A 22,433-nucleotide genomic window follows, 5' to 3' on the forward strand; every position below is an offset into this window, starting at 1 on the left:
AAAAATATAAAATTAAAATGAAAAAAACATCGAAAACATTATTAAAAATAGCCTTTAATATTTAGGCTTTTTTGTGTGTTTTTATGTACAATTCATTTTTAAAAATTGTACAATTCATTTTTCCGATTATAATTGGTTGAAAAAATAATATACGGTCTAACGTGTTATAATAAATGGTATATAAGGTCGGTGGATATAGATTTTAATGTATATATATTAAAATTGATACATTTTCAAAATTAAATGATATAAATTCTCAGTAGATTGACTGATTTTAGTATAATTAAATACGATAAATTTATACACTATATCTTATGTAATGGGTATTTTGCATGAGGTAAGAAATATACTGATATTATTTATAATAACAGAGTAATTTGTAACTAAATTATATTCTTTATAAAATCAAATACTTTCAAAAAATCTCTAAGTAATTTACTTTCTCTTTTTGTGAATTGGTCGCTTATGAAATAATTTTCATCATAATCATTATCTCCATTAGTTTCTTTTAGACTGACCCTATAAATATATTTAGAATTTATAATCAGTTCTCCTGACCTTTCAATTTTTCTGCATTTTCTGCAATTTTGACTGCTTCAATCATTTCTTCTATATCACCATTCATAAAATTATCTAGATTATAAATAGATTTATTTATTCTATGATCGGTTACACGACCCTGAGGATAATTATAAGTTCGAATTTTAGCAGAACGGTCCCCAGTTGAAACCATCGTTTTCCTATGTGCGGAAATTTTATCGAGATGTTCCTGTAATTTCATATCATACAATTTATTACGAAGCATCTGTAATGCCATTTCTCTATTGGCATGTTGTGAACGTGCTACCTGACACTGAATCATAATTCCGGTAGGTTTATGGGTAAGTTGGACCTTAGTTTCAACTTTATTTACATTTTGCCCCCCTGCTCCGCTGGATCTTGCTGTCTGAAACTCTAAATCAGCAGGATTAATTTCTACATCCACTTCTTCTGCTTCAGGTAAAACGGCTACTGTGATTGCAGAGGTGTGTACTCTTCCTTGTGATTCTGTTTCGGGAACTCTTTGTACTCGATGTACTCCTGATTCAAATTTCATAATACCATAGACTCCTTCTCCACTTACATTAATAATCATTTCCTTATATCCTTTTACACTTCCTTCTGTTGCATCTGCCACTTCAAAATTCCAGCCTTTTTGTCTCCAGTACATAGAATACATTCGGAAAACATCTTCTACAAAAATAGCAGATTCATCACCTCCTGTTCCTGCTCTTAATTCTACGGTAATATTTTTATCATCTTCCGGGTCTTTAGGAATCAACATATATTTGATGCTTTCTTCCATTTCCGGGATTTTTCCTAATGCTTCGTTTTTTTCTTCTCTCGCTAATTCTACCATCTCTGCATCCGCTCCTTCTTTCATAATCTCATCGGCATCTGTAATGGTATTTAAGAGTGTCTTGTAATGGTGATATACTTCTACAAGTTTTCCTAAATCTTTATATTCTTTATTTAATTGTGCATATCTTTTTTGATCGGAAATGATATCCGGTTGTATAATTAAATCGGAAACTTCATCAAATCTCTGCTTTATAGCTTCTAATTTGGATAATAAATCTGACATATACTATTTTTAATGTCTACAAATGTACAATTTTTAGGATGAATTTTTGGATTCATGATCCATTTTGAAATTAATAACAACTATTTATATGATAGAATTTTGATTTAATTATTTTTTATAAATATTGTAAAAACGGGTATTTTCTTTAATGGCTTCATTTACAATAGTAAAATCCATTACACTTTCATCTATATGATTTAACTTTTTATCTACTATATCGTACATACCCGATGGGTATATGTTAATAATCATATTATTTTCAATAATTGCATATTTTTGATTGTATCCACATATAAACCATTTTCTATTGGTACAATCATATAAATTTTGACCAACACTGTATTCGCTAAATTTATTCTTCACTCCCAAAACCGAATTCATGAGAGTAGGAATTATATCATAATGTAAAGTTAAATGGGTATACGTTTTAGGGGTTCTGGATTTATCAAATACAATGAGGGGGGTACCTATCTGATATTCTGAAAAATTTCCCCCATGTTGCCAATAGCCTTTTTTATTATCGTTAAATTCTTGACCATGATCGCCAGTAATTATAACGATAGAAGAATCTAAAAGCTTTTTATCTTCTAATTTATTGATTATGTTTCCGATAAGACTATCTGTATAGTTTAATGAATTTTTATATCTGTTTAAAAAAGGTACTGGATTGTAATCATCACTTAAAGCAAGATAATTTATTTCATCTAAATTTGGTTTAAATTTTATAGGAAAATCAGAGGGATAATCAAATCCATGGGCAGAATCAAAAAATAGAAAGCAAAAAAAAGGATGATTCTCTGTAGGATCATAGTTATTAATAAATTTCATCCATTCGTTGCAGATATCTCTATCTCTTTCTGAAGGAGACTTTCCATTAGATTCCAATCGTAAATTCTGAATTCCTGAAAAAACATTTTTATTAAAGGGAGGATTTTCTAGTGTGGAGCTGGATAAAATGGATAATTTGTACTCTTGTTTTTGAATCTCATTGATAAAAACGGGAGATATTTGTAATCCTGTAAAATTATCGTAATAGGTGGCAGGTATTGCATAAAATAATGAAAAAATACCTCCTGTGGTCATATTAGAACCGCTTTTATGATTTTGAAAAACCTGAGATCTTTTGGATAACTGATAGATATGAGGGGTAATATCCTCTGTCATGCAATTGAATCTCCAGGAATCTATAATTATAAAAATAATGTTCTTTTTTTGACTATTTTCAGATATGATTGGTTTTAAAGGATAGTTTATCAATGATTTAGAATAGGTGTGGCTGAGTAATGTATTATTTTCTATTTCACTTTTATCAATTAAATTAAATTTACGTAAAAGTGATTCAGAGGTTAACGGATAAAAGACAGGATATATATTTTTCATTTGTGCAATAGGTCTATACCTATTAGCATCTGCCCAAGCGTATAAAAAGTGTGTACATACAAGTAAAAACACTATAATTTTTAAAACTGGCTTAATTTTCAAATCAGGTAATTTTTGGGATAATTGAAACGAAATATAAAGTATTATTGTTTCAAGGATTATCAGTCCAAGTATATAAAATATTGAAATTAGAATATTAATTGTTGAAAAATGAAAAATATCCGTTGCTCTTTTTCCAAATATCAACTTAAAAACTATAGGTGATAAATGATATCTAAATTGGCTAAACACAAGGACATCTATTTGAAGATATAGTATAATAAAAATGGATAGTAAGCCCAATACAATTTTAGATATAGTTGTTGATTTAATCAAGTATAAGAATAAAAGACTTATTAAAAGCGGAATACAATTAAGTAAATAAAAATGTGAAACTAATGAAGAAAATATAAAAAAATAAGAAATAAAACCGGATAAATTCTCAGTATATTTCAGATATTTAAATCCTAAGAAAATTAATAATATGAAATTAAATAGATTTGCTAAATATAATTGTTTACCTAAAAAATTAATTTTCATTGTACATACTTAAATATTACAGCTTTGAATAAAGATACAAAATTTAATAAATTTATTGAACAATTTTCTTCTGTTATAATATTTAAAAAATAAAATAAACAATATAATATCATAATAATTAAGAAATATTTTAACGCTCCCAATACCATACCCGCAAATTGGTTGGTAAAACCCAATCCTAATTTTTTTAAAATTCTTTCTATAAATCGAGATAGAAATAGGATGCTAATAAATAGTATTAAGAAAATACAGAAAAAGCTAACCCATACAGATGTTTCTTTAGATATAATTCTATTTCTAAGCAATAATTCATGCAATTGAGGTAAAAAGAGAGAAGAAAAAAAGTATCCGACCGTTAGTCCTGCTATGGAAGAAATTTGTTTAAGAAAGCCTTTAATATATCCTACAATAGCACCCATTATAGTACCTCCTAATAAAATATACTCATATATCATTTTTTAATTTTATCTTCTTTATATTCACCTAAAATATGTAAAAAACCGGTGGTGTTTTTGATCTCATTCAAAGCCATGCGGTAATTAGTATCATCTCCACCCGGTGTATTAATATCAGCATGAAAAGAATATTGGAAAATAGAACCTGTTAAGGGCACGGATTGTATTTTAGTGATATTCATTTTGTATTTGGCAAGAATATTTAAAACTTTTGCCAAGCTTCCCATAGTATGATCAGTTGTAAAGTATAAAGAAGCTTTAGTAAAATTTTCTATTTTTTCCGGTGTTGCAGATAATAAATAAAAACGGGTGTAATTATCTGAAACATCGTGGATATTTTCTGCTAAAATGTGTAATTGATACATTTGAGCTGCCAGTTTGGAACCTATAGTAGCAACACCTTTCATTTTTTTAATATGGATATGGTAAGCACAGGTAGCTGTATCATCTTTTGACAATAATTTCCAAGAAGGATACTTTTCAAGAAAATTTTCACATTGTAATAGTGCCATAGGATGAGTTCGAACCTCATTAATTGAATCTAAAGTCTCTCCAGGTAAAGCTAATAAATGATGTTTAATTGGTAAAACAACTTCGCCAATTATGTGCAACCCGTATTTAGTTATCAAGCTGTAGTTGGGTAAAATAGCTCCGGCAATTGAGTTTTCAATAGCCATCATCCCATAATTTGCTTTCCCATTAATTACATCCATTACTACTGTTTTAAATGTCGGGCTATCAATTATTTCCATTTTTTGATCATGAAAAAATCGGTTTACGGCTTCATGATGAAAAGACCCTCTAATCCCTTGTATTGATACTGACTTCATAAATTAATGGTAATAAACACTCAATATTTTTTACTTTATTAATTATATTTACATAAATTTTAAATATAACAGCTTTATTTTAATTGAGAAAATGTCTGTAAAAATACAAAATTTATATAAACAATATAAGAGACAAATTGCTTTAAATAATATCTCTTTAGAAATAGAAAAAGGAGAAATTGTCGGATTGTTGGGACCTAATGGAGCAGGTAAAACGACCATGATGCGGTCAATTACAGGTTCGTTATCTTTTGAAAAGGGAAAAATATGGATCAATGGTATGGATAATCAGAAATTTCCTTTTAAAACCAAATCTTTAATAGGTTATCTCCCTGAAAATAACCCTTTATATATGGATATGTATGTTAAGGAGTATTTAAACTATGTATCAGATATCCATCATACTCCAAAAGGTAAAATTTCTAACATTATTGAAAAAGTAGGTCTTCAAAAGGAACAAAGTAAGAAAATTAGTCAATTATCTAAAGGGTATAAACAACGTGTGGGACTAGCTCAGGCAATCCTTTTTGATCCGGAAATTTTAATTTTAGATGAGCCTACTAATGGATTGGATCCGAATCAAATTATTGAAATCAGACAATTAATTCAAGATTTAGGCAAAATGAAAACAGTAATTTTATCAACTCACATTATGCAAGAGGTAGAGGCTTTATGTTCTCGAGTTATACTTTTAGATAAAGGAAATATAATTCAAGATAGAAGTATAGAAGATTTCAAAGGTAAATATTCAAGTTTGGAAGAAGCCTTTTTTGAATATACACATCATTAATGGTAAAGTATAAAAAATTAAATCTTTTACATTGATTAAAACAAAATGTAGTTATCCTTGGAAATTTCTTCATCATATAAATTGGTAGTTTCATCATTGGCTAAATACAAATCGTAGATTACATGAGATGTTACTATCTCTTGTTCAAGAAATTCTTCTTTAGTAAGTTCAGTTGGTTTTTGTATTCTTTGATTTGAAATTTTGGTTATTTCGCAACTTATTTTATTTGTACTTGATGACCAATCAAGCGAAGACATTGACGAATCCAAAGGATTAGGTGTGTATAAATCATCGGAAAGAGTTTTTTGATTTTCTATATCTGTTAACACTAATGAATGGTTAGTGTGTAGATTATTAATACTACACACCCCTAATAGAATTGCAAAAAATAAACAGGCTGCTGCCGATAGCCAATATATTTTTTTAGGAGATAAAGTGTAAATTTTTGGTTTTTTAGGATTTACCTTTTTTACAGTTTCAGTTAAAATATTTTTTTCTAGGCTTTCAAAATAATTGTTTGGGGTTTTCCATGAATATTTTATATTATTTTTAATTACTATCTTGGAAACTATACATTTTTCCAAATGTGAAAAATACGGATCCGGAGTTTTAAAAGGATTTAATTGGTTTTTACTGTCGTTATACATACATATTTTTTAATAAGCTATTTTTCAATGTTGGCTAAAAGAAATTGTTCTACTTTTTTAGTAGCATGATAATAGGATGATTTTAAAGCACCTACAGAAGTTTCTAAAATTTCCGACATATCTTCATATTTTATATTATCAAAATATTTCATATTAAATACAATTCGTTGTTTTTCAGGTAATTTGGCTATGGCCTGTTGCAATTTATATTGAATTTCATCTCCATCAAAAAAATTATCATCTTTTAGTTGGGATGACAGTAGAATTACTAATTCTTCATTTCTTATATTTTTTTTCTGAGCAGCACTGTTGATAAAGTTTAATGATTCATGAGTAGCTATTTTATAAATCCAGGTTTTTAAGCTCGAATTTCTTTTAAAGCCTTGTAGATTCTGAAATACTTTTATAAATACATTTTGAGTAATATCATCAGCATCTGCATGACTGTAGACTATTTTACGTACATGCCAATAGATTGTCTGGCTATACATTTTTATTAATTGTCTGAATCCGCTATTAATATCTTTTTCTAAAAGAAGTAAAAGTTGTGTTTCGTCCATTTTTGTTTCTTATTGCTAAGACAATAGGTAATTAGAAAAGTTTAATTTCAATGCATTATAGTAAAAATAGTATTTATCTTATTATTATATGTTAAAATTTTTTATTTACAATAATTATGATTATTGATCTCAATTAGATTTTTAAAATAGGAAGCGGTCTATTATTTGATATAATTTACTGATAAATAATATGATATTAGTTTGTATTGATCTTAATAATAATATTAAATAGTAAAAAAATGGAAGAAAAAGAAATTATACTGATAACCGGATCACATGGTGCCGTAGCTAATCAATTATCATCGCTTTTAGAAAATTATTCACTACGTTATTTAACTCGTAAAAAAACTAAGCCGAATGAATATGAATGGAATATTGAAAAGCAAATTATGGATCCATCTGCTTTAGAAGGTGTCAAACATATTGTACATCTTGCCGGAGCAGGTATTGCTGATGGAAGATGGTCAGATGAAAGGAAAAAGGTTATAATGTCCAGCCGTGTTGATTCTGCTCGACTTATCTTAAAAAATCTTAAGGATAGAGATCAAAAGATTTCAACTTTTATCAGTGGATCTGCTACGGGGTATTACGGTACTATCACTTCGGATAAAATATATAAGGAGTCCGATTCTAAGGGTAATGATTTTTTAAGTGAGGTATGTTATCAATGGGAATTGGCTGCTGATGACTTTTTGAATCAAAACATTGCTGATAGAGTTGTTAAAATAAGGACAGGAATATCTTTGTCTAAAAATGAAAAAGGAGTTTTAAATAAAATTAAAAAAATGGTTAATTATTATGTTGGTGCTCGTTTAGGTTCAGGAAAACAATATATTCCGTGGATTCATATTTATGATTTATGTTCTTTATATAAATATGCAATAGTTAATGAAGGTTTACAAGGTACCTACAATGGGGTTGCTCCCTGCTATATAACGAATAAAGATTTAACTGTTGCTATTGCCCGAAAGTTAAACAAGCCTTTATTTTTACCCAACATTCCCGGTTTTTTATTGCGAATGTTATTTGGTGAAGTTTCTTCCTTATTATTGGAGGGCAGTAGGATATCATCGGAAAAAATTTGTGCTACCGGATTTACTTTCCGTTATTCGGATTTAAGTAATGCTTTAGATTCTTTGTTATAATTTTTAATTTTAGGGTTGGTGTTAGTATGATAAATATATATAAGTAATTTTTTTAAACTTTTATAAATAGCTATAGGTGAAAAAATAACGTTCATTGATAAAATAATTAGTGCTCAATTATATTATAAATGAGCACAAACAATTATTTTAATTATTTTTTTATTGTAAATAGTCTAAAGACTTTTTAATAGCATTTTCCAATCCTGATGGATCACTTCCACCTGCAGTAGCGAAAGACGGTTGGCCACCACCCCCTCCTTTTATTTCTTTGGATAATTCCTTTATGATAGTTCCGGCATGTAAGTTTTTAGATTTTAATAAATCTTCAGATATTCCTATTGAAAGAGTAGGTCTTTGATCCGTTTGCGTACCTATGATAATAAACAAATTAGAAATTTCTTTCTTTAATTGAAAAATTAAATCTTTTACTGAAGCAATACCTAAATCGGTTATTAATCCAATATAATTTATTTCATTAATTTGAGTTATTGAATTTTTCCAGAGTATTTTTTCATGATTTGATTTTTCTTTATTGAGTTGTTCAATTTGCTTTTTAAGTTGGTCATTCTCTAAATATATTTTTTCAATGGATTTAATAGGATCATCCGGTTGTTTTAGAAAGCTTTTTATACGATCATATTGACTGAATTGATCTTTAAGAAAATTTATTCCGGTTTCGCCTGTTATAGCTTCAATTCTTCTTACTCCTGCTGAACTGGATGATTCGCTCATAATTTTGAAAAATATAATTTCATGGGTATTTTTTACATGGGTTCCTCCACATAATTCTACTGAATTTCCAAATTTGATAACACGTACCAAATCTCCATATTTTTCTCCAAATAAAGCCATAGCTCCCATATCAATAGCTTTTTTAAATGGAACAGCTCTATTTTCTTCTAATTCTAGCCTTTCATATATTTTGGTATTGACCTTCATTTCTACTTTTTGTATCTCCTCAGCACTCATTTTACTGAAATGAGAAAAATCAAAGCGTAAATAATCCGGTCCTACATAAGATCCTTTTTGTTCCACATGTTTACCTAATACTTCCCTCAATGCCTCATGTAAAAGATGGGTTGCTGAATGGTTTTTGGTTATTGCCTCTCTCCTTTTGCTCTCTACTATAGCATTAAAAGGAAATTCAGGGTATTTTGGGAGCTCTTTTACCGTATGAATAATTAAATTATTTTCCTTTTTTGTATTTAAAATTTCAATTTTTTCATTCAAATTTTCAATATATCCTATATCTCCTACTTGTCCCCCGCTCTCTGCATAAAATGGAGTGATTTGAAACACTAATTGATAAAATTCTCCTTCTTTATTTTCAATTTTACGATATCTTGTTATTTTTACAGTAGTTTCGAGAAAATCATAACCTACAAATTCTTCCACATCATCCTCTTCTAAGATTACCCAGTCATAATTTTTAAAAGTTGTAGCAGATTTTGAACGAGCTTTTTGTTTGCTCATTTCTTCATTAAAACCATTTTCATCAATAGATTTTCCATGATCTTCTGCAATTATTCGGGATAAATCCGAAGGGAATCCATAAGTATCGTATAATTCAAAAATAACATTACCGGGTATAATTTTTAATCCGGGATTATTTTCCATAAAATGAGCCAATTTTACTAATCCTTGATCCAAAGTTCTCAAAAAACTGATTTCCTCTTCTTTTATGATTTCAGATATCAGGCTTTCTTGCTTAGAAATCTCGGGAAAAAACTCTCCCATTTGAGTATTTAAGATCGAAACTAACTTATATAAAATAGGTTCTTTTATATGCAACACTCTGTATGCATACCCAATTGCTCTTCTCAAAATTCTTCGAATTACATATCCTGCACCGGAATTGGAAGGTAATTGACCATCGGCTATGGAAAATGTAATGGCTCTTATGTGATCGGCTAACACACGAATAGCTATATCCACATGGGTAGTCTCACCATAATTAAGCCCGGATATTTCTTCTATTTTTTTTATTATCGGAGTAAATACATCTGTATCATAATTTGAAATTTTTCCTTGTAATACCATACAAAGTCTTTCGAAACCCATTCCTGTATCTACATTTTTTTTAGGTAATTTTTCCAATCTTCCGTCTGCTTTACGAAGAAATTCCATAAAAACCAAATTCCAAACTTCGATGACTTGAGGATGGTCATTATTTACTAAATCTTTTCCATCGATTTTTTTTCTATCTTCATCCGAACGGATGTCAACATGAATTTCAGAACAAGGCCCACAAGGTCCTGTTTCGCCCATTTCCCAAAAATTATCTTTTTTATTACCTAGAAGTATTCGATCTTCTGCTATATGCTCTTTCCAAAAGTTGTATGCTTCTACATCTTTTTCTAAGCTTTCTTCTGCATCTCCTTCAAATATGGTTACGTATAATCGGTCCTTAGATATATGAAATACTTCAGTTAATAATTCCCAAGCCCATTCAATTGCTTCTTTTTTAAAATAATCTCCAAAGCTCCAGTTTCCAAGCATTTCAAACATGGTATGGTGATATGTATCTTTACCTACATCATCCAGATCGTTATGTTTTCCTGAAACCCGTAAACATTTTTGTGTATCAGCCGTACGTTTATTTTTAGGTTCTTTATATCCTAGAAAATAGTCCTTAAATTGAGTCATTCCGGAATTGGAAAACATGAGAGTAGGATCATCTTTTAAAACAATCGGAGCTGACGGAACTATAACGTGTTGTTTAGATTGAAAAAAATCAAGAAAAGTTTTTCGTATTTCTTTAGAAGTCATTTTACTACTTGGTTTTTGGAGCTACAAAAATAAGAATTTTAAAATTTTATATTACAAATTAATTTATTTCTGCGTTTTGTTTAAAATTTATAATATCCTTTAGGTCATTCATGGTGTATTGCATCCATTCGATTTGTTTTTTTATCTTGCCATCTCTGTCAAAATAGAGCCAAGAAGTAAATTTCATTTCAGGTACTAATTTATCATTATAGTAATAAGGATTATATTGCCCACTGACTGCGACAATACTGTCATTGGATACGATTTCTTTAATAGTTATGCTTTCGGGATAGTTTTGATGTTTTTTAAAATTTTTATCATTCCAACTACTCTCATACATATCCTGTATATTATTTTTACCTTCTATTAATGATTGAGAAACCGCATCTACCCATTTAGGCCTAAAGTCTGAATAAAAGTTCATAAGTCGTTTTGCATCATTTCTTTGAGCATATATTTTATAAAATTCCTCTACAGTTTTTACATTTTTCTTTTTTTCAATAGAATTACATGATAGTAGAATCAAGCTGAAAAGAAAATAAGCAACAATTTTTTTCATTATAAATTTAATTTTAAGTTGTCAAAAATAATATTATTAATTTATATTTATTTATCAATATAACATTTGTTTTTAATATAGTAAACTTATTTTATGGTTAAAAGTGAAAAAAATTAACAAAAACAATATAATTTAACATTTTTTTAACTACCTTATCTAAACCCTTTGTTTAAAATGACTTTAGGAGTTTGACATAGTTCACATCCGGTGTATTAAGCGTATCGAATAATATATTTATATATTGAGATTGTACTTTTGCAACACCAATGAATAAAACTAAAATATGAAGAAAGTAACATTAGCATTGATGATTATTTTATTAGTGTCTTTATCATTTACTATTTTCAATAATGAAGAATTAGTAAAAGCTCCTTCCCTAACTAATGTACCTGGTGACACTATTAAAATAAATAACCAAAATGACAGTTTGACAAGTAACGTATTTAAGGAAGATAATGATAATAATGAAAAATCAACTCTTTCAGGTCGTGTTTCTTGGTATGGAGGAAAATTTCATGGTAGATTGACTTCCAGTGGAGAAAGATATAATATGAACGATTTTACTGCTGCACATAAAACTTTGCCATTCGGAACAAAAGTAAAAATTATAAATCCCAAAAATGGTAAGGAAGTTATTGTACGTATTACAGATCGAGGACCATTTGTTCCCAAAAGAGAATTTGATTTAAGCAAGGCAGCTTTTGCGGAGTTAACAAGCTTAACTACAGGGGTTATAAATGTTAATTATGAAATATTGTAATAGTGACCATTAAATATTTAACTTAATTATAATTAGTTAGTAAACTTCGGTTATTGAAACCGAAGTTTTTTTTATTGATCATGTATTTAGACCGGAACATGGTAATAAAATGATTGATTAAGAATTAAAGAGTATTACATTACAGATCAACGAGTTATGATTCAATATAATTAATAAATAAATGCATTTTTATAGCTGTTGGTTAAAAGTTATGAAATCAATAAATTAATCTTTTTCCTTTTTATGAGTACCATTAGCTGCTTTTACAACCTATAAATTTTAGCATTTTATATGAGAGCTGAGCTTACATCATTTACTCCTTTTTAACTTGTAATCTTAATGTTACTTGTTTGCTAAAGTAAATGAGCTGCAGAGGTATGTTAGCAGAATTAACAATAATAACTTTCTATGGAAGCAATCCGTCGAAATTAGGTGAAATATTAAAATAAAAATATTTAATTTACTAATTCGCCATAAAGGTCAAAGTCTTCGGCTCGATTAATTTTAACTGATACGAAGCTGCCTATCGATAAATATACATTTTGAGCTGATATTAAAACTTCATTGTCAACATCCGGAGAATCATATTCTGTTCTAGCAACATAATAATCACCTTCTTTTCTATCAATAATACATGTAAATGTCTTACCTATTTTTTCTTGATTTAATTCCCAAGAAATTTGTGATTGAATTTCCATGATTTCATTCACACGATTCATTTTTTCTTTCTCAGATAAAGAATCTTCTAATGAAAAAGCGGCTGTATTTTCCTCGTGGGAATAAGAAAAGCAACCTAAACGGTCGAACCTTTGCTCAATTATCCAATTTTTTAATTCTTCGAAATGTTCTTGAGTCTCTCCGGGATAACCAACAATTAATGTTGTTCTAATTGCCATGTCAGGAACTTTGGATCGGAATTCAGTTAGTAATTTATTGGTTTTTTCTTTATTAGTTCCTCTTTTCATAGACTTTAGTATATCACTACAGATATGTTGGAGAGGGATATCAATATAATTGCAAATCTTAGGCTCATTTTTCATCAGCTCCAATACATCCATAGGAAATCCGGTGGGAAAGGCATAATGTAAACGAATCCATTCAATACCTTCAACTTTAATTAGCTCTTTTAATAAATCTGCGAGCGCCCTTTTTTTATATAAATCCAAGCCATAATAAGTTACATCCTGGGCAATTAAAATTAATTCTTTTGTTCCTCCTCGTGCCAATGATTGAGCTTCTTTTACCAGATCTTCAATAGGGGTTGAAATATGCTTACCTCTTATTAAAGGAATAGCACAAAAACTGCAAGGTCTATCACAACCTTCGGAGATTTTTAAATAGGCATAATGCCTGGGAGTGGTAATCAGCTTTTCACCTACCAGCTCATGTTTATAATCTGCACCTAGAGCTTTTAATAATAAAGGCAATTCTCGAGTTCCAAAATATTGGTCTACATTAGGAATTTCTTTTTCTAAATCAGGCTTATATCTTTCAGAAAGACATCCGGTAACAAAAATTTTTTCTATAATTCCTTTTTCTTTTTGTTTTACACATTCTAAAATAGTATGGATGCTTTCTTCTTTAGCATTATCTATAAATCCGCATGTATTGATTACAACAATATCTCCTTTTTGTTCATGAACAACTTCCTTATTATTAGCCTTTAGTTGATTTATAAGGATTTCAGAATCGTAAATATTTTTAGAACAGCCTAAAGTTATAATGTTAATTTTTTTTTTTCCCACAGATTTTGTTCGCATTCGCTGTTATTTTTAATAAGGCAAAGTTATTTATATTTTTATAAAATGTAAATTATTGACTAAAATCTAATAATATTTAGATTAATTTAATTCTAATATCTTCTTAACCCATGTTTTAACATGATAATTACTTAATATATGATCAGGAACCATCTCATACTTTGTATGTAAAAATTTATCTGGGATTTCAATGTTTTCCGGATCGATGATTAGGATGTTATTGGGATTATAAAAATCGTAATTAATAATATCTTTATTGGTAGTGATTAACTTTTTATTAAGTCCTAAGGCTTCAAAGACTCGAAAAGTTAACCCTGTCTGTTCAGGTCTCTGTATATCAACCATAAGATTAGACCTTTTGATTTTATCAAGAACCTGTTCTCTTGAAACCATTCTATTTAAATATTTAATCTTGGTTTTGATTTTCCGAGTATAAAAATTAAATTGTCTACGATTTACTACCATAAATTCGTAAGGATAATTTTTTTTTTCTAATATTTTAGCTATTTTTTCTAAAATGGGTGTTCTGTTATCTAAAGAAGAAATATTAAAAGCTTTTCTTTCCTCATGAAAATTTATATCCTTTACTTGTTCGTATATATAATTAGTTATAAAATTTAGATTGTATTTTTTAGCATCTTCTTTATCATAGCTGTAAATTTTATCAAAATATTTAAAAGTGTTAATAATAGATGGCATGCGTTGAATGCCATCATAATGATAAGCAATCATTTCATTGCTCTTAAATTGACAAAAATTTAAAGTTTCAGGAGAAAGCCATTCAGCATGTATAATAACAATCTTATCCAATTTGGAATAATTAGATAAAGTATCTTTAATTAATTTATCTAGATGAGAGGTTTTAATATTATAATTAAAAAATGATTTATTAATTAGATTTTTTAAACGTACCCATAAATTTGGATAACGATATCTGTTAGCATAAATATCAATATGGATAGCTTCTATATCTAATTCTTTCATTGCAGAAATAATATATTTATCATATCCGTAATAATCTAAAGATATTAAGGCGACTTTCATAATTTAAAAATATAAAAAAACCGTTATTAAGTTATAAAAATAGAGCAAATTTAACCGTATACTTTAAATTATCGTATTAAAATTGCTAAATTTTACTAATTTTTAACTTATTATCTTATTTTTCTTACTTCCTTCATAAATTTCGTATTGAAAAAAACGACATTCTAATTTTCCATTATAAATTTTAATTTTTCTTGATGGTCGTAGACCAATTTTTTTATAGGCTTCGATGTCAGAGGTGATGAACCAAGATAACGTATTTTTATAATTATTTTTTAAAGTATCTCCGATTTGTTTATAGAAATTATCTGTATTAATTGGTATTCTTTCATCGTAAGGCGGATTAAAAACTATTAATAAGGGAAACAGGTCTTTTTGAGAAGTAAAAAAATTCTGTTTTTTTAGCTCAATAAATTCTGATAGATCTGCTGCTTCAATATTTATTTTTGCAGAAGTTATGGCTTTATCTAAAATATCATATCCAATTATTTTACCTGAAAAATCTGTTATTTTATTTATTCTAGTATCTTTAATCTTATTAAATAATTCCAAATCAAAATTTTTCCAATTCATAAAACCAAATTTATTCCGGTGTAGTTGTGGGGGAATTTGTAAAGCTATCATAGCGGCTTCAATTAATAAAGTACCGGAACCGCACATAGGATCAAGAAAATTACCTTTTCCGTCCCATCCCGCTAAATTTAATAATCCTGCAGCTAAAACTTCGTTTATGGGTGCTTCAAAATGAGATTTACGATATCCTCTTTTAAAGAGAGGGTCTCCACTACTGTCTAACGATATGGTAACCTCTTGATTACTTATGTGTAAATGGAATTTAATATCCGGATTATACCTTTCAATATCAGGTCTTTTACCAAATTTTTTTCTGAAGCGATCCACTATTCCATCTTTCATTTTCAACATGATGTATTGAGAATGTTTAAAATAATCAGAATATATCGTTGAATCAATTGCAAATGATTGTGAATTAAAAAAATAATTTTCCCATGGAATTTTGTTTATTTCTCTTTCAAAAGTATTTTCATTTTTGGCTTTAAAATGATATATGGGTACCAGTATTTTCAAGGCAGTTCTTAGTGAGTAATTCGTTTTGTATAAAAAACCTAAATCTCCTAGGTATTCAACAGCTCTGTTTTTTTTAACAATTTGGGAGGCTCCTAATTGCTTTAGTTCTTGTACAAGCACATCTTCTAAACCATAAAAGGTTTTGGCTTGCATTGTAAAGGAATCTTTATTAGCAAACATTATTTATTATTACAATTAAAATGAAGTTAAATGTGTTAATATGGTAACATGTAAATTTTATTTAAAAACACTTTTATTAAAATCATATTGATTCTTAAAATATCTTTCAAATATAAGATTACTTTTTTTAGAAAATAATTATTGATTGATTTTAAATAAAATAGGTAACAAATAAATTATAAAATAGAATCTTTCAAGTTAGGGAATTAAAGTTTTAACAAAAACAAAAAAAGAAAAGCCCGGTATTGCCAGGCTTTGCTCAAAAAATAATTTAATTTTTATCTATTTTTAATTTGTAACCAATCTATGGAAAAATTGCATTTTTTATACTCATTTTGAACAGTTATAAATGTTGAAGGAATTTGTGCTTCCACCCATTTTTCAATTACTTCATTTTCCTTAGTTTTCTGTGCAAAACCTTTAATTCTATTATAATCAATTACCAAATTCATTTTGTGAGTCGGAATTACATCTGTAATTTTCAATAATTTAACAACAGTTCTATTATTTTCTTTATCTTCAAAAACTTCAGATAAGTCACCTTTTCCAAGCCCTGAAAGGTTATATAGAACTTTTGTAGGTAATTTTATTTTTTCAAATCTATTATCTCCGGTTTGAGAATTTGACAATAAACCGCCATTGTATTTAGTATATTTGTCATCTGAATATTTCAAAGCAGCTTGATTAAATGTGATTTTTTCCGCTTTAATATCTTCTCTTATATCTTCTAGTTTCTTTATGGCTGCCTTTATTTCTTCTTGATTAGGGATAGACATTAATAAAATATGTCTTAAATCTATAGCTTGACCTTTCTTTTTTTCAAGATAAACAATATGAAAACCATACTCAGTTTCAAATGGTTCAGATATTTGCCCCTCTTCCAAGCCAAAAGCAACTGCATCAAATTCTTTCACCATTTGCTCTCTTCTAACATTTAAAATTTGACCACCATTGGCTGCAGAACCGGGATCCTGAGAGTACATTTTAGCCATATCAGCAAAACTTGCTCCTTCTTCAATTTGTTTTTTTATTGATTTTAATTGATTTATCAATTCTTCCTTATGACTCTCTGTTAATTTAGGATACATGTAAATTTGTCCATATTCGATTTCTTCATTTAAGGTAGGAAATTCAGATTCATGAGCTCGGTAAAATTCTTTTAAATACTCGGGAGAAACATCTACGTTTTTGGTTAATTCTGCCATTTTCCTTTGAGTATACATTTGATTTTTAATCATAGTTTCCAGTAGACTTCTCAACTCTCCCATAGTTTTAAACTTGAAATTGGTTAGAATATTTACGTCAGAACCAAAGTAATTTCTATATCCTTCAATTCGTGACTCAGCCTCTCTGGCAACCTCATCTTTATTAACAGTAATTAGTGTATCATGTTTAGCTTTATATAAAATAATTTTTTCTTTCATCATGTTTTCTATAAAGCTACATCTATCGGTAACGGTTTGGCCTTCAGATCGAGCATAATTTTCGCCTTCTTTAACATCTGTTTCTGTAATTATTTCATTTCCCACAACAGCTACTATCCCATCTAATTTTGTTTCCTGAGCAAAAATGGATGTAGATACAAAAAAGGTTACTACTAAAAATAATCTATTCATTTTAAGTTTTTATATTCTGCAAATTTAAAATTCTTTTATTTAGTAATACGTGTTTGTATAAGTTTTTAACGTTATCAATTATAAATATCTTTTAATCTTTTTACTTGATTTGAATCAATAGTAATAGCTGCTTGCTCTTTCAATGATTTAATTATTTGTGTTGTTTTATAATCAATGAATTCATTTAAATAATATTTTTGAAGATCATCTAAAGTCATGGGATCATTATTAATAATATTAGTAATATTAATTATCAATCTTCTATTTTTACTGTCTACGACATACAAACCTTGGGTCAGCTTTTCATTGATAGGAAGATTAAGCGATTCTCGAGTCATTTTACCTTCAACAATAATTAAATCTTCACGTTTATCTTTAAACTGATTTTTAATAAATTCAGTAGTTTTATTATTTTTTAACCATTTGAGAACTTTGTTTTCTATTTCTGAATTAAGACAGTAGTAAAAAGTGCCTGCAATTCTTTCTTTCCACGTAAATTTATCAGCTTTATCATGTAAAAATTTTTCCTGACCGGATATATCATTTTGAGCTTGGTAGGCAATCAAATTAAGTGCATATTTAATGAGAAGTTGATCTTTTAAATTTTCAAATTTTTCTTTAGCGACATCAAGTTCAAAAAAATGTGTATTATAATACTCTAATATATTCTCTCTTTCCCATTTATGGATATAATCATAAATTATTCTATTTTTTAAATAATAATTTTCAACATTTAATTTTGTTTTTAGTTCATTTAACATTTCGTTTTCTGTTAACATATAGGTATCTCCAATAGTAACGAGTATCTCATTATTAGAAAATTTAAGATTAAGTAGTTGATTATAAGAGGTAGGTAATGAAGAAATAAAATCATTCAGATTATTTATATTTTTTTTATAAAATGAATTATTTTTTAATCTAGAAATTAATATATCGTTTAATTGTTCAATTTCAACGGATTTAATTAATCTATTGTATATTTTTTTTCTGGCAACAGAATAGGTTTCATAGCTTTCTCTAAAGTAATATTCACAAATAGTATAACCATCTTCTAATTTAATCGGTTGTGAATAATCCAGATTATTAGGTTCAGATTTTATTTGGTTGAGAACATAATTATATACCTCCTCATTATTAAGAATATTTTTTTTTCTTGTAACATTGAAATTTTGATAAACTTTTTCTTTAATTGTAGAAAAGCTTTCTCCTTGTTTAAGTTCATTATATATTTTATCGATCTCAATTTTTCCCGATTGAGTAGTATCGGGAATATATATTTGATCTAATGTAACTTCACCTAAATATTTTCTTTCATTTGAAACTAGTATAAGATAAGTATTATAGTAACTATCAACATAAGAAGTTATCTTGTTAAGCGGAGCTTTATATATTGCATCTACCAAATTTTTATTTAATGAAAATATATTTAGATAAGAAGGATTTTTAAAATTAGATATTAAAGAATACTTCGAAACTACTTCTTCAAAACGCGACGGATCGTTTCCGATGTCATTTATTATAGATTTTATAAATTTATTTTTATATTTTTCTTTTTTGTTTGTAAAATAATCATTTTTGAAAACAAGAAGTTGAAATTTTTTTTCAATATTAATCTTTTTATAATAATCTTGTAATATAGGTTCTAATATATCAGACGGATAAAATAAACTATCTTTTAATAAACTAGCTTTATGAGCTAATTCTTTTTGAAATTCAATTGAATTTTCGATATTGTTTTTAAGTGCGTATTGTTTTAGAAGGTTAAAATCTATATAATTGTCTATGGTCTTATTTGTTCCAAGCAGCTCTAAACTTTTTTTATAATTGTTTTTAAAATTACTTGTGTAGATAACTTCATCATTAATGGACATCAAAACCGACTGAGAGAATACAATACTTGTAAAAAAATAAAAACAGATAATTATGAATTTTTTCACTATTAATTATTTTATTATATACAAAAATATATAAAGAATCAGGACTCTTAAAATAATTTTTAAAAAATGTAGATATATTGTAAAATTTACTTATATTATATTGTTGGTTTTATTACATAAACTTAAATGTTAGATTTTGAAGATATTCGTAAACAATATGTGTAGGTAAACCCATTATAGTAAAAAATGATCCATTTATTTTATTGATTTTAGCCAACCCAATCCAATCTTGAATTCCATATGAACCCGATTTGTCTAAAGGTTTGTAATTATTAACGTAAAATTCAATTTCATTATCATTCATTTCTAAAAAGTGGACTTCTGTACAATCAGTAAAAACTTTAAAATCATTTTTAGTAGTAAATCCCACAGAAGTATAAACTTTGTGCGAATTTCCCGATAAATCCTGAAGCATTTTTTTTGCTTGTTCTGAATTTTTAGGTTTTTCCAAAGCATGTTCATTCATCCAAACAATCGTATCAGCGGTTATAACAACTGTATGATCTTCCACTTTTCCATAGTGTTTCGATTTTTGTTCTACTAAATATTCTGTAATTTGATTTTCTTTTAATAAAGGGGAATAAGATTCATCTATGTTTAAATGTAAAGTCTTAAATTCATAGTTTAAGCTTTTTAAAAGCTCTTGCCTTCTTGGAGATTGGGATGCTAAAATAATTTTAAATGTGTTCATATATAATTCAATAAGTTTAAAGTTAAAAAATAAAAAGACTATCTTTTGAATAGATAGTCTTTTTATTTTAAATAATACTTTGTTAAAATCTATATTTACTTTAGTTGATCAACAAATAAGAAATATATAAATTTAATATTTTTATAAATCTATAGCTTCCCCATAAGCAGCCTCTGTAGCACCTTTAAATGATTCTGATAAGGTTGGGTGAGGGTGTATAGTGGTTAAAATTTCATGGGAAGTTGCTTCTAATCTTCTAACCGCAACAGCTTCTGCTATCATATCGGTTACCCCGTTACCTACCATATGGCAACCTAATAATTCACCGTATTTAGCATCATAAATAACCTTTATAAAACCATCAGTATCTCCGTTTGCAGTTGCTTTACCTGATGCTATAAAAGGAAATTTACCCACTTTGATTTCATAACCTGATTCCTTAGCTTTTTTCTCTGTCATACCTACAGAAGCAATTTCAGGTGAACAATAAGTACACCCGGGAATATTTCCATAATCAATAGGCTCAACATTCATTCCTTTAATTTTTTCAACACACAGTATACCCTCTGCAGAAGCTACATGGGCTAAGGCAGGTCCTGGAATTACATCTCCAATAGCATAATAGCCTGGAATGTTTGTTTTATAGAAACTGTCAACAATTATTCTTCCTTTATCTGTAGAAATTCCTACCTCTTCTAAGCCTAAATTTTCAATATTAGCGGTAATACCTACTGCTGATAATATAATATCCGCTTCCAATGTTACTTCTCCGTTTGCCGTTTTCACGAATGCTTTAACACCATCTCCTTTTGTTTCAACTCTTTCAACGGAGGAATTAACCATAACATCTATACCATGCTTTTTAATAGATTTTTCAACATGTTTGGAAACTTCTTCATCTTCAACAGGGACAATATTTGGTAAAAACTCAACAACGGTAACTTTAGTACCCATAGTTGCATATATATAAGCAAATTCAATACCTATAGCTCCGGAACCAACAACAATCATTGATTTAGGCATAGTAGGAAGGGTTAGGGCTTCTCTGTAACCAATTATTTTTTTACCATCTTGAGGTAAGTTAGGTAATACCCTGGATCGAGCACCTGTAGCAATTATAATATGAGAAGCAGAATATTCCGTTTTTTTACCATCTTTATCAGTAACTTCTATTTTTTTTCCTGGTTTAACTTGGGCATTACCATTTATTACATCAATTTTATTTTTTTTCAAAAGAAAGCCAACTCCTTTATTCATTTTATCGGCTACTCCCCTACTGCGTTTTACAATATGGGAAAAATCAAATGATGCTTCGGTTTTATTTAATCCAAATTCTTCTGCATGCTTTATTTCTTCATATACATGGGCGCTCTTAATGAGAGCTTTTGTTGGTATACATCCCCAGTTTAAACAAATACCTCCTAGATTTTCACGTTCTACTACAGCTGTTTTAAAACCTAGTTGAGCAGCTCTAATAGCAGCAACATATCCACCGGGTCCGCTACCTATAACTATAATATCATAATTCATTGTACAGATTATTTTGTTGACAAAAATACTATTTTTTTTTCAAAAAGAATATTTATATTTATAAAGCTATAAAATGCATAATATTTGTTAAAACATTTTTTAATACTTTTAACGTTGTAAATTTATAAGTATTAAGTATAAAATTTAAATTAAATTATGGAAGAAATGAATCAAATTAATAATAATGTATCCGAAATTTCGAAAGATCAAATTAAAATCGCAAATGACAAAAAATTAATTTCCGGTATTTGCGGTATTTTATTAGGTAGTTTCGGAATTCATAAACTTTATTTAGGATATACTAAAGAAGGGCTAATTATGTTACTGGTTTCTTTACTTACTTGTGGTGCAGGTGCATTCTTTATGAGTATTATAGGTATTATAGAAGGAGTAACCTATCTAACTAAATCTGATGAAGATTTTTATAAAACCTATATAGTGGGACATAAAGGATGGTTTTAAATATTGAATTAAAGCTAAATAGTTAGATT

19 protein-coding genes are annotated in these 22,433 nt (G+C 28.1%); 4 read left to right on the top strand and 15 right to left on the bottom strand.

Annotated elements, in window-relative coordinates; translation table 11 throughout:
- Positions 1-544: 544 nt before the first annotated feature.
- The 4 genes from prfA to ASC36_RS08125 all read right to left on the bottom strand — a co-directional run bounded on the left by prfA (position 545) and on the right by ASC36_RS08125 (position 4,868).
- Positions 545-1,624: a peptide chain release factor 1 gene (gene prfA / locus ASC36_RS08110; protein ID WP_055425998.1), complete on the bottom strand. Its 1,080-nt coding sequence runs from the start codon at positions 1,622-1,624 to the stop codon at positions 545-547.
- A 108-nt stretch (positions 1,625-1,732) separates the two neighbouring features.
- Positions 1,733-3,583: a DUF3413 domain-containing protein gene (locus ASC36_RS08115; protein WP_055425999.1), complete on the bottom strand. Its 1,851-nt coding sequence runs from the start codon at positions 3,581-3,583 to the stop codon at positions 1,733-1,735.
- Positions 3,580-4,038 carry a CvpA family protein gene (locus ASC36_RS08120; RefSeq protein WP_055426000.1) on the bottom strand — a complete coding sequence of 153 codons (459 nt, stop codon included), beginning with the start codon at positions 4,036-4,038 and terminating at the stop codon, positions 3,580-3,582. The genes ASC36_RS08115 and ASC36_RS08120 overlap by 4 nt, the downstream gene beginning before the upstream one ends.
- A complete protein-coding gene (locus tag ASC36_RS08125) occupies positions 4,035-4,868 on the bottom strand; it encodes a prephenate dehydratase (RefSeq protein WP_055426001.1) in 834 nt (277 codons plus the stop codon). Before ASC36_RS08125 ends, ASC36_RS08120 begins: the two co-directional genes overlap by 4 nt.
- A gap of 91 nt (positions 4,869-4,959) precedes the next feature.
- Here ASC36_RS08125 and ASC36_RS08130 point away from each other — a divergent pair, with 91 nt between their 5' ends.
- Complete coding sequence (locus ASC36_RS08130) at positions 4,960-5,658, top strand: ABC transporter ATP-binding protein (protein ID WP_055426002.1); 699 nt, start codon at positions 4,960-4,962, stop codon at positions 5,656-5,658.
- Positions 5,659-5,693: 35 nt separating this feature from the next.
- Here the strand turns inward: ASC36_RS08130 and ASC36_RS08135 are convergent, their stop codons facing one another.
- Together ASC36_RS08135 and ASC36_RS08140 are read right to left on the bottom strand one after the other, a co-directional pair.
- A complete protein-coding gene (locus ASC36_RS08135) occupies positions 5,694-6,305 on the bottom strand; it encodes a hypothetical protein (RefSeq protein WP_055426003.1) in 612 nt (203 codons plus the stop codon).
- A gap of 17 nt (positions 6,306-6,322) precedes the next feature.
- Positions 6,323-6,865: an RNA polymerase sigma factor gene (locus ASC36_RS08140; protein WP_055426004.1), complete on the bottom strand. Its 543-nt coding sequence runs from the start codon at positions 6,863-6,865 to the stop codon at positions 6,323-6,325.
- A gap of 239 nt (positions 6,866-7,104) precedes the next feature.
- On the opposite strand from ASC36_RS08140, the gene ASC36_RS08145 reads away from it, so the two are divergent.
- Positions 7,105-8,010 (top strand): TIGR01777 family oxidoreductase, encoded by a 906-nt coding sequence (locus ASC36_RS08145; protein ID WP_055426005.1) that lies wholly within the window; start codon positions 7,105-7,107, stop codon positions 8,008-8,010.
- 159 nt (positions 8,011-8,169) lie between these two features.
- On the opposite strand, the gene alaS is transcribed toward ASC36_RS08145, so the two are convergent.
- Complete coding sequence (gene alaS / locus ASC36_RS08150) at positions 8,170-10,779, bottom strand: alanine--tRNA ligase (RefSeq protein WP_055426006.1); 2,610 nt, start codon at positions 10,777-10,779, stop codon at positions 8,170-8,172.
- Positions 10,780-10,837: 58 nt separating this feature from the next.
- Positions 10,838-11,338 carry a hypothetical protein gene (locus ASC36_RS08155; RefSeq protein ID WP_055426007.1) on the bottom strand — a complete coding sequence of 167 codons (501 nt, stop codon included), beginning with the start codon at positions 11,336-11,338 and terminating at the stop codon, positions 10,838-10,840.
- A gap of 283 nt (positions 11,339-11,621) precedes the next feature.
- On the opposite strand from ASC36_RS08155, the gene ASC36_RS11140 reads away from it, so the two are divergent.
- A complete protein-coding gene (locus ASC36_RS11140; protein WP_221400574.1) occupies positions 11,622-12,098 on the top strand; it encodes a septal ring lytic transglycosylase RlpA family protein in 477 nt (158 codons plus the stop codon).
- Between the two features lie 455 nt (positions 12,099-12,553).
- Here ASC36_RS11140 and rimO read toward each other — a convergent pair whose 3' ends face one another.
- The 7 genes from rimO to lpdA form a co-directional block, all read right to left on the bottom strand.
- Positions 12,554-13,858, bottom strand: coding sequence for a 30S ribosomal protein S12 methylthiotransferase RimO (rimO, locus tag ASC36_RS08165; RefSeq protein WP_055426008.1), 1,305 nt, complete (start codon positions 13,856-13,858; stop codon positions 12,554-12,556).
- A gap of 81 nt (positions 13,859-13,939) precedes the next feature.
- Positions 13,940-14,902 carry a hypothetical protein gene (locus tag ASC36_RS08170; RefSeq protein ID WP_055426009.1) on the bottom strand — a complete coding sequence of 321 codons (963 nt, stop codon included), beginning with the start codon at positions 14,900-14,902 and terminating at the stop codon, positions 13,940-13,942.
- Between the two features lie 102 nt (positions 14,903-15,004).
- On the bottom strand, positions 15,005-16,168 hold the full coding sequence (locus ASC36_RS08175; RefSeq protein WP_055426010.1) for a THUMP domain-containing class I SAM-dependent RNA methyltransferase: 1,164 nt from the start codon (positions 16,166-16,168) through the stop codon (positions 15,005-15,007).
- A gap of 278 nt (positions 16,169-16,446) precedes the next feature.
- Positions 16,447-17,784 (bottom strand): peptidylprolyl isomerase, encoded by a 1,338-nt coding sequence (locus tag ASC36_RS08180; protein WP_055426011.1) that lies wholly within the window; start codon positions 17,782-17,784, stop codon positions 16,447-16,449.
- 74 nt (positions 17,785-17,858) lie between these two features.
- On the bottom strand, positions 17,859-19,721 hold the full coding sequence (locus ASC36_RS08185) for a hypothetical protein (RefSeq protein WP_141656237.1): 1,863 nt from the start codon (positions 19,719-19,721) through the stop codon (positions 17,859-17,861).
- A 112-nt stretch (positions 19,722-19,833) separates the two neighbouring features.
- Entirely contained in the window at positions 19,834-20,412 is a 579-nt protein-coding gene (locus tag ASC36_RS08190; protein WP_055426013.1) for a Maf family nucleotide pyrophosphatase, read from the bottom strand.
- Positions 20,413-20,553: 141 nt separating this feature from the next.
- Positions 20,554-21,942 (bottom strand): dihydrolipoyl dehydrogenase, encoded by a 1,389-nt coding sequence (lpdA, locus tag ASC36_RS08195; protein ID WP_055426014.1) that lies wholly within the window; start codon positions 21,940-21,942, stop codon positions 20,554-20,556.
- Between the two features lie 165 nt (positions 21,943-22,107).
- Here lpdA and ASC36_RS08200 point away from each other — a divergent pair, with 165 nt between their 5' ends.
- Positions 22,108-22,404, top strand: a complete 297-nt coding sequence (locus tag ASC36_RS08200) for a TM2 domain-containing protein (protein ID WP_055426052.1) — start codon at positions 22,108-22,110, stop codon at positions 22,402-22,404.
- The last annotated feature ends 29 nt before the right edge of the window (positions 22,405-22,433 follow it).

The organism is Apibacter mensalis (genome assembly GCF_001418685.1).
Classification (GTDB): domain Bacteria; phylum Bacteroidota; class Bacteroidia; order Flavobacteriales; family Weeksellaceae; genus Apibacter; species Apibacter mensalis.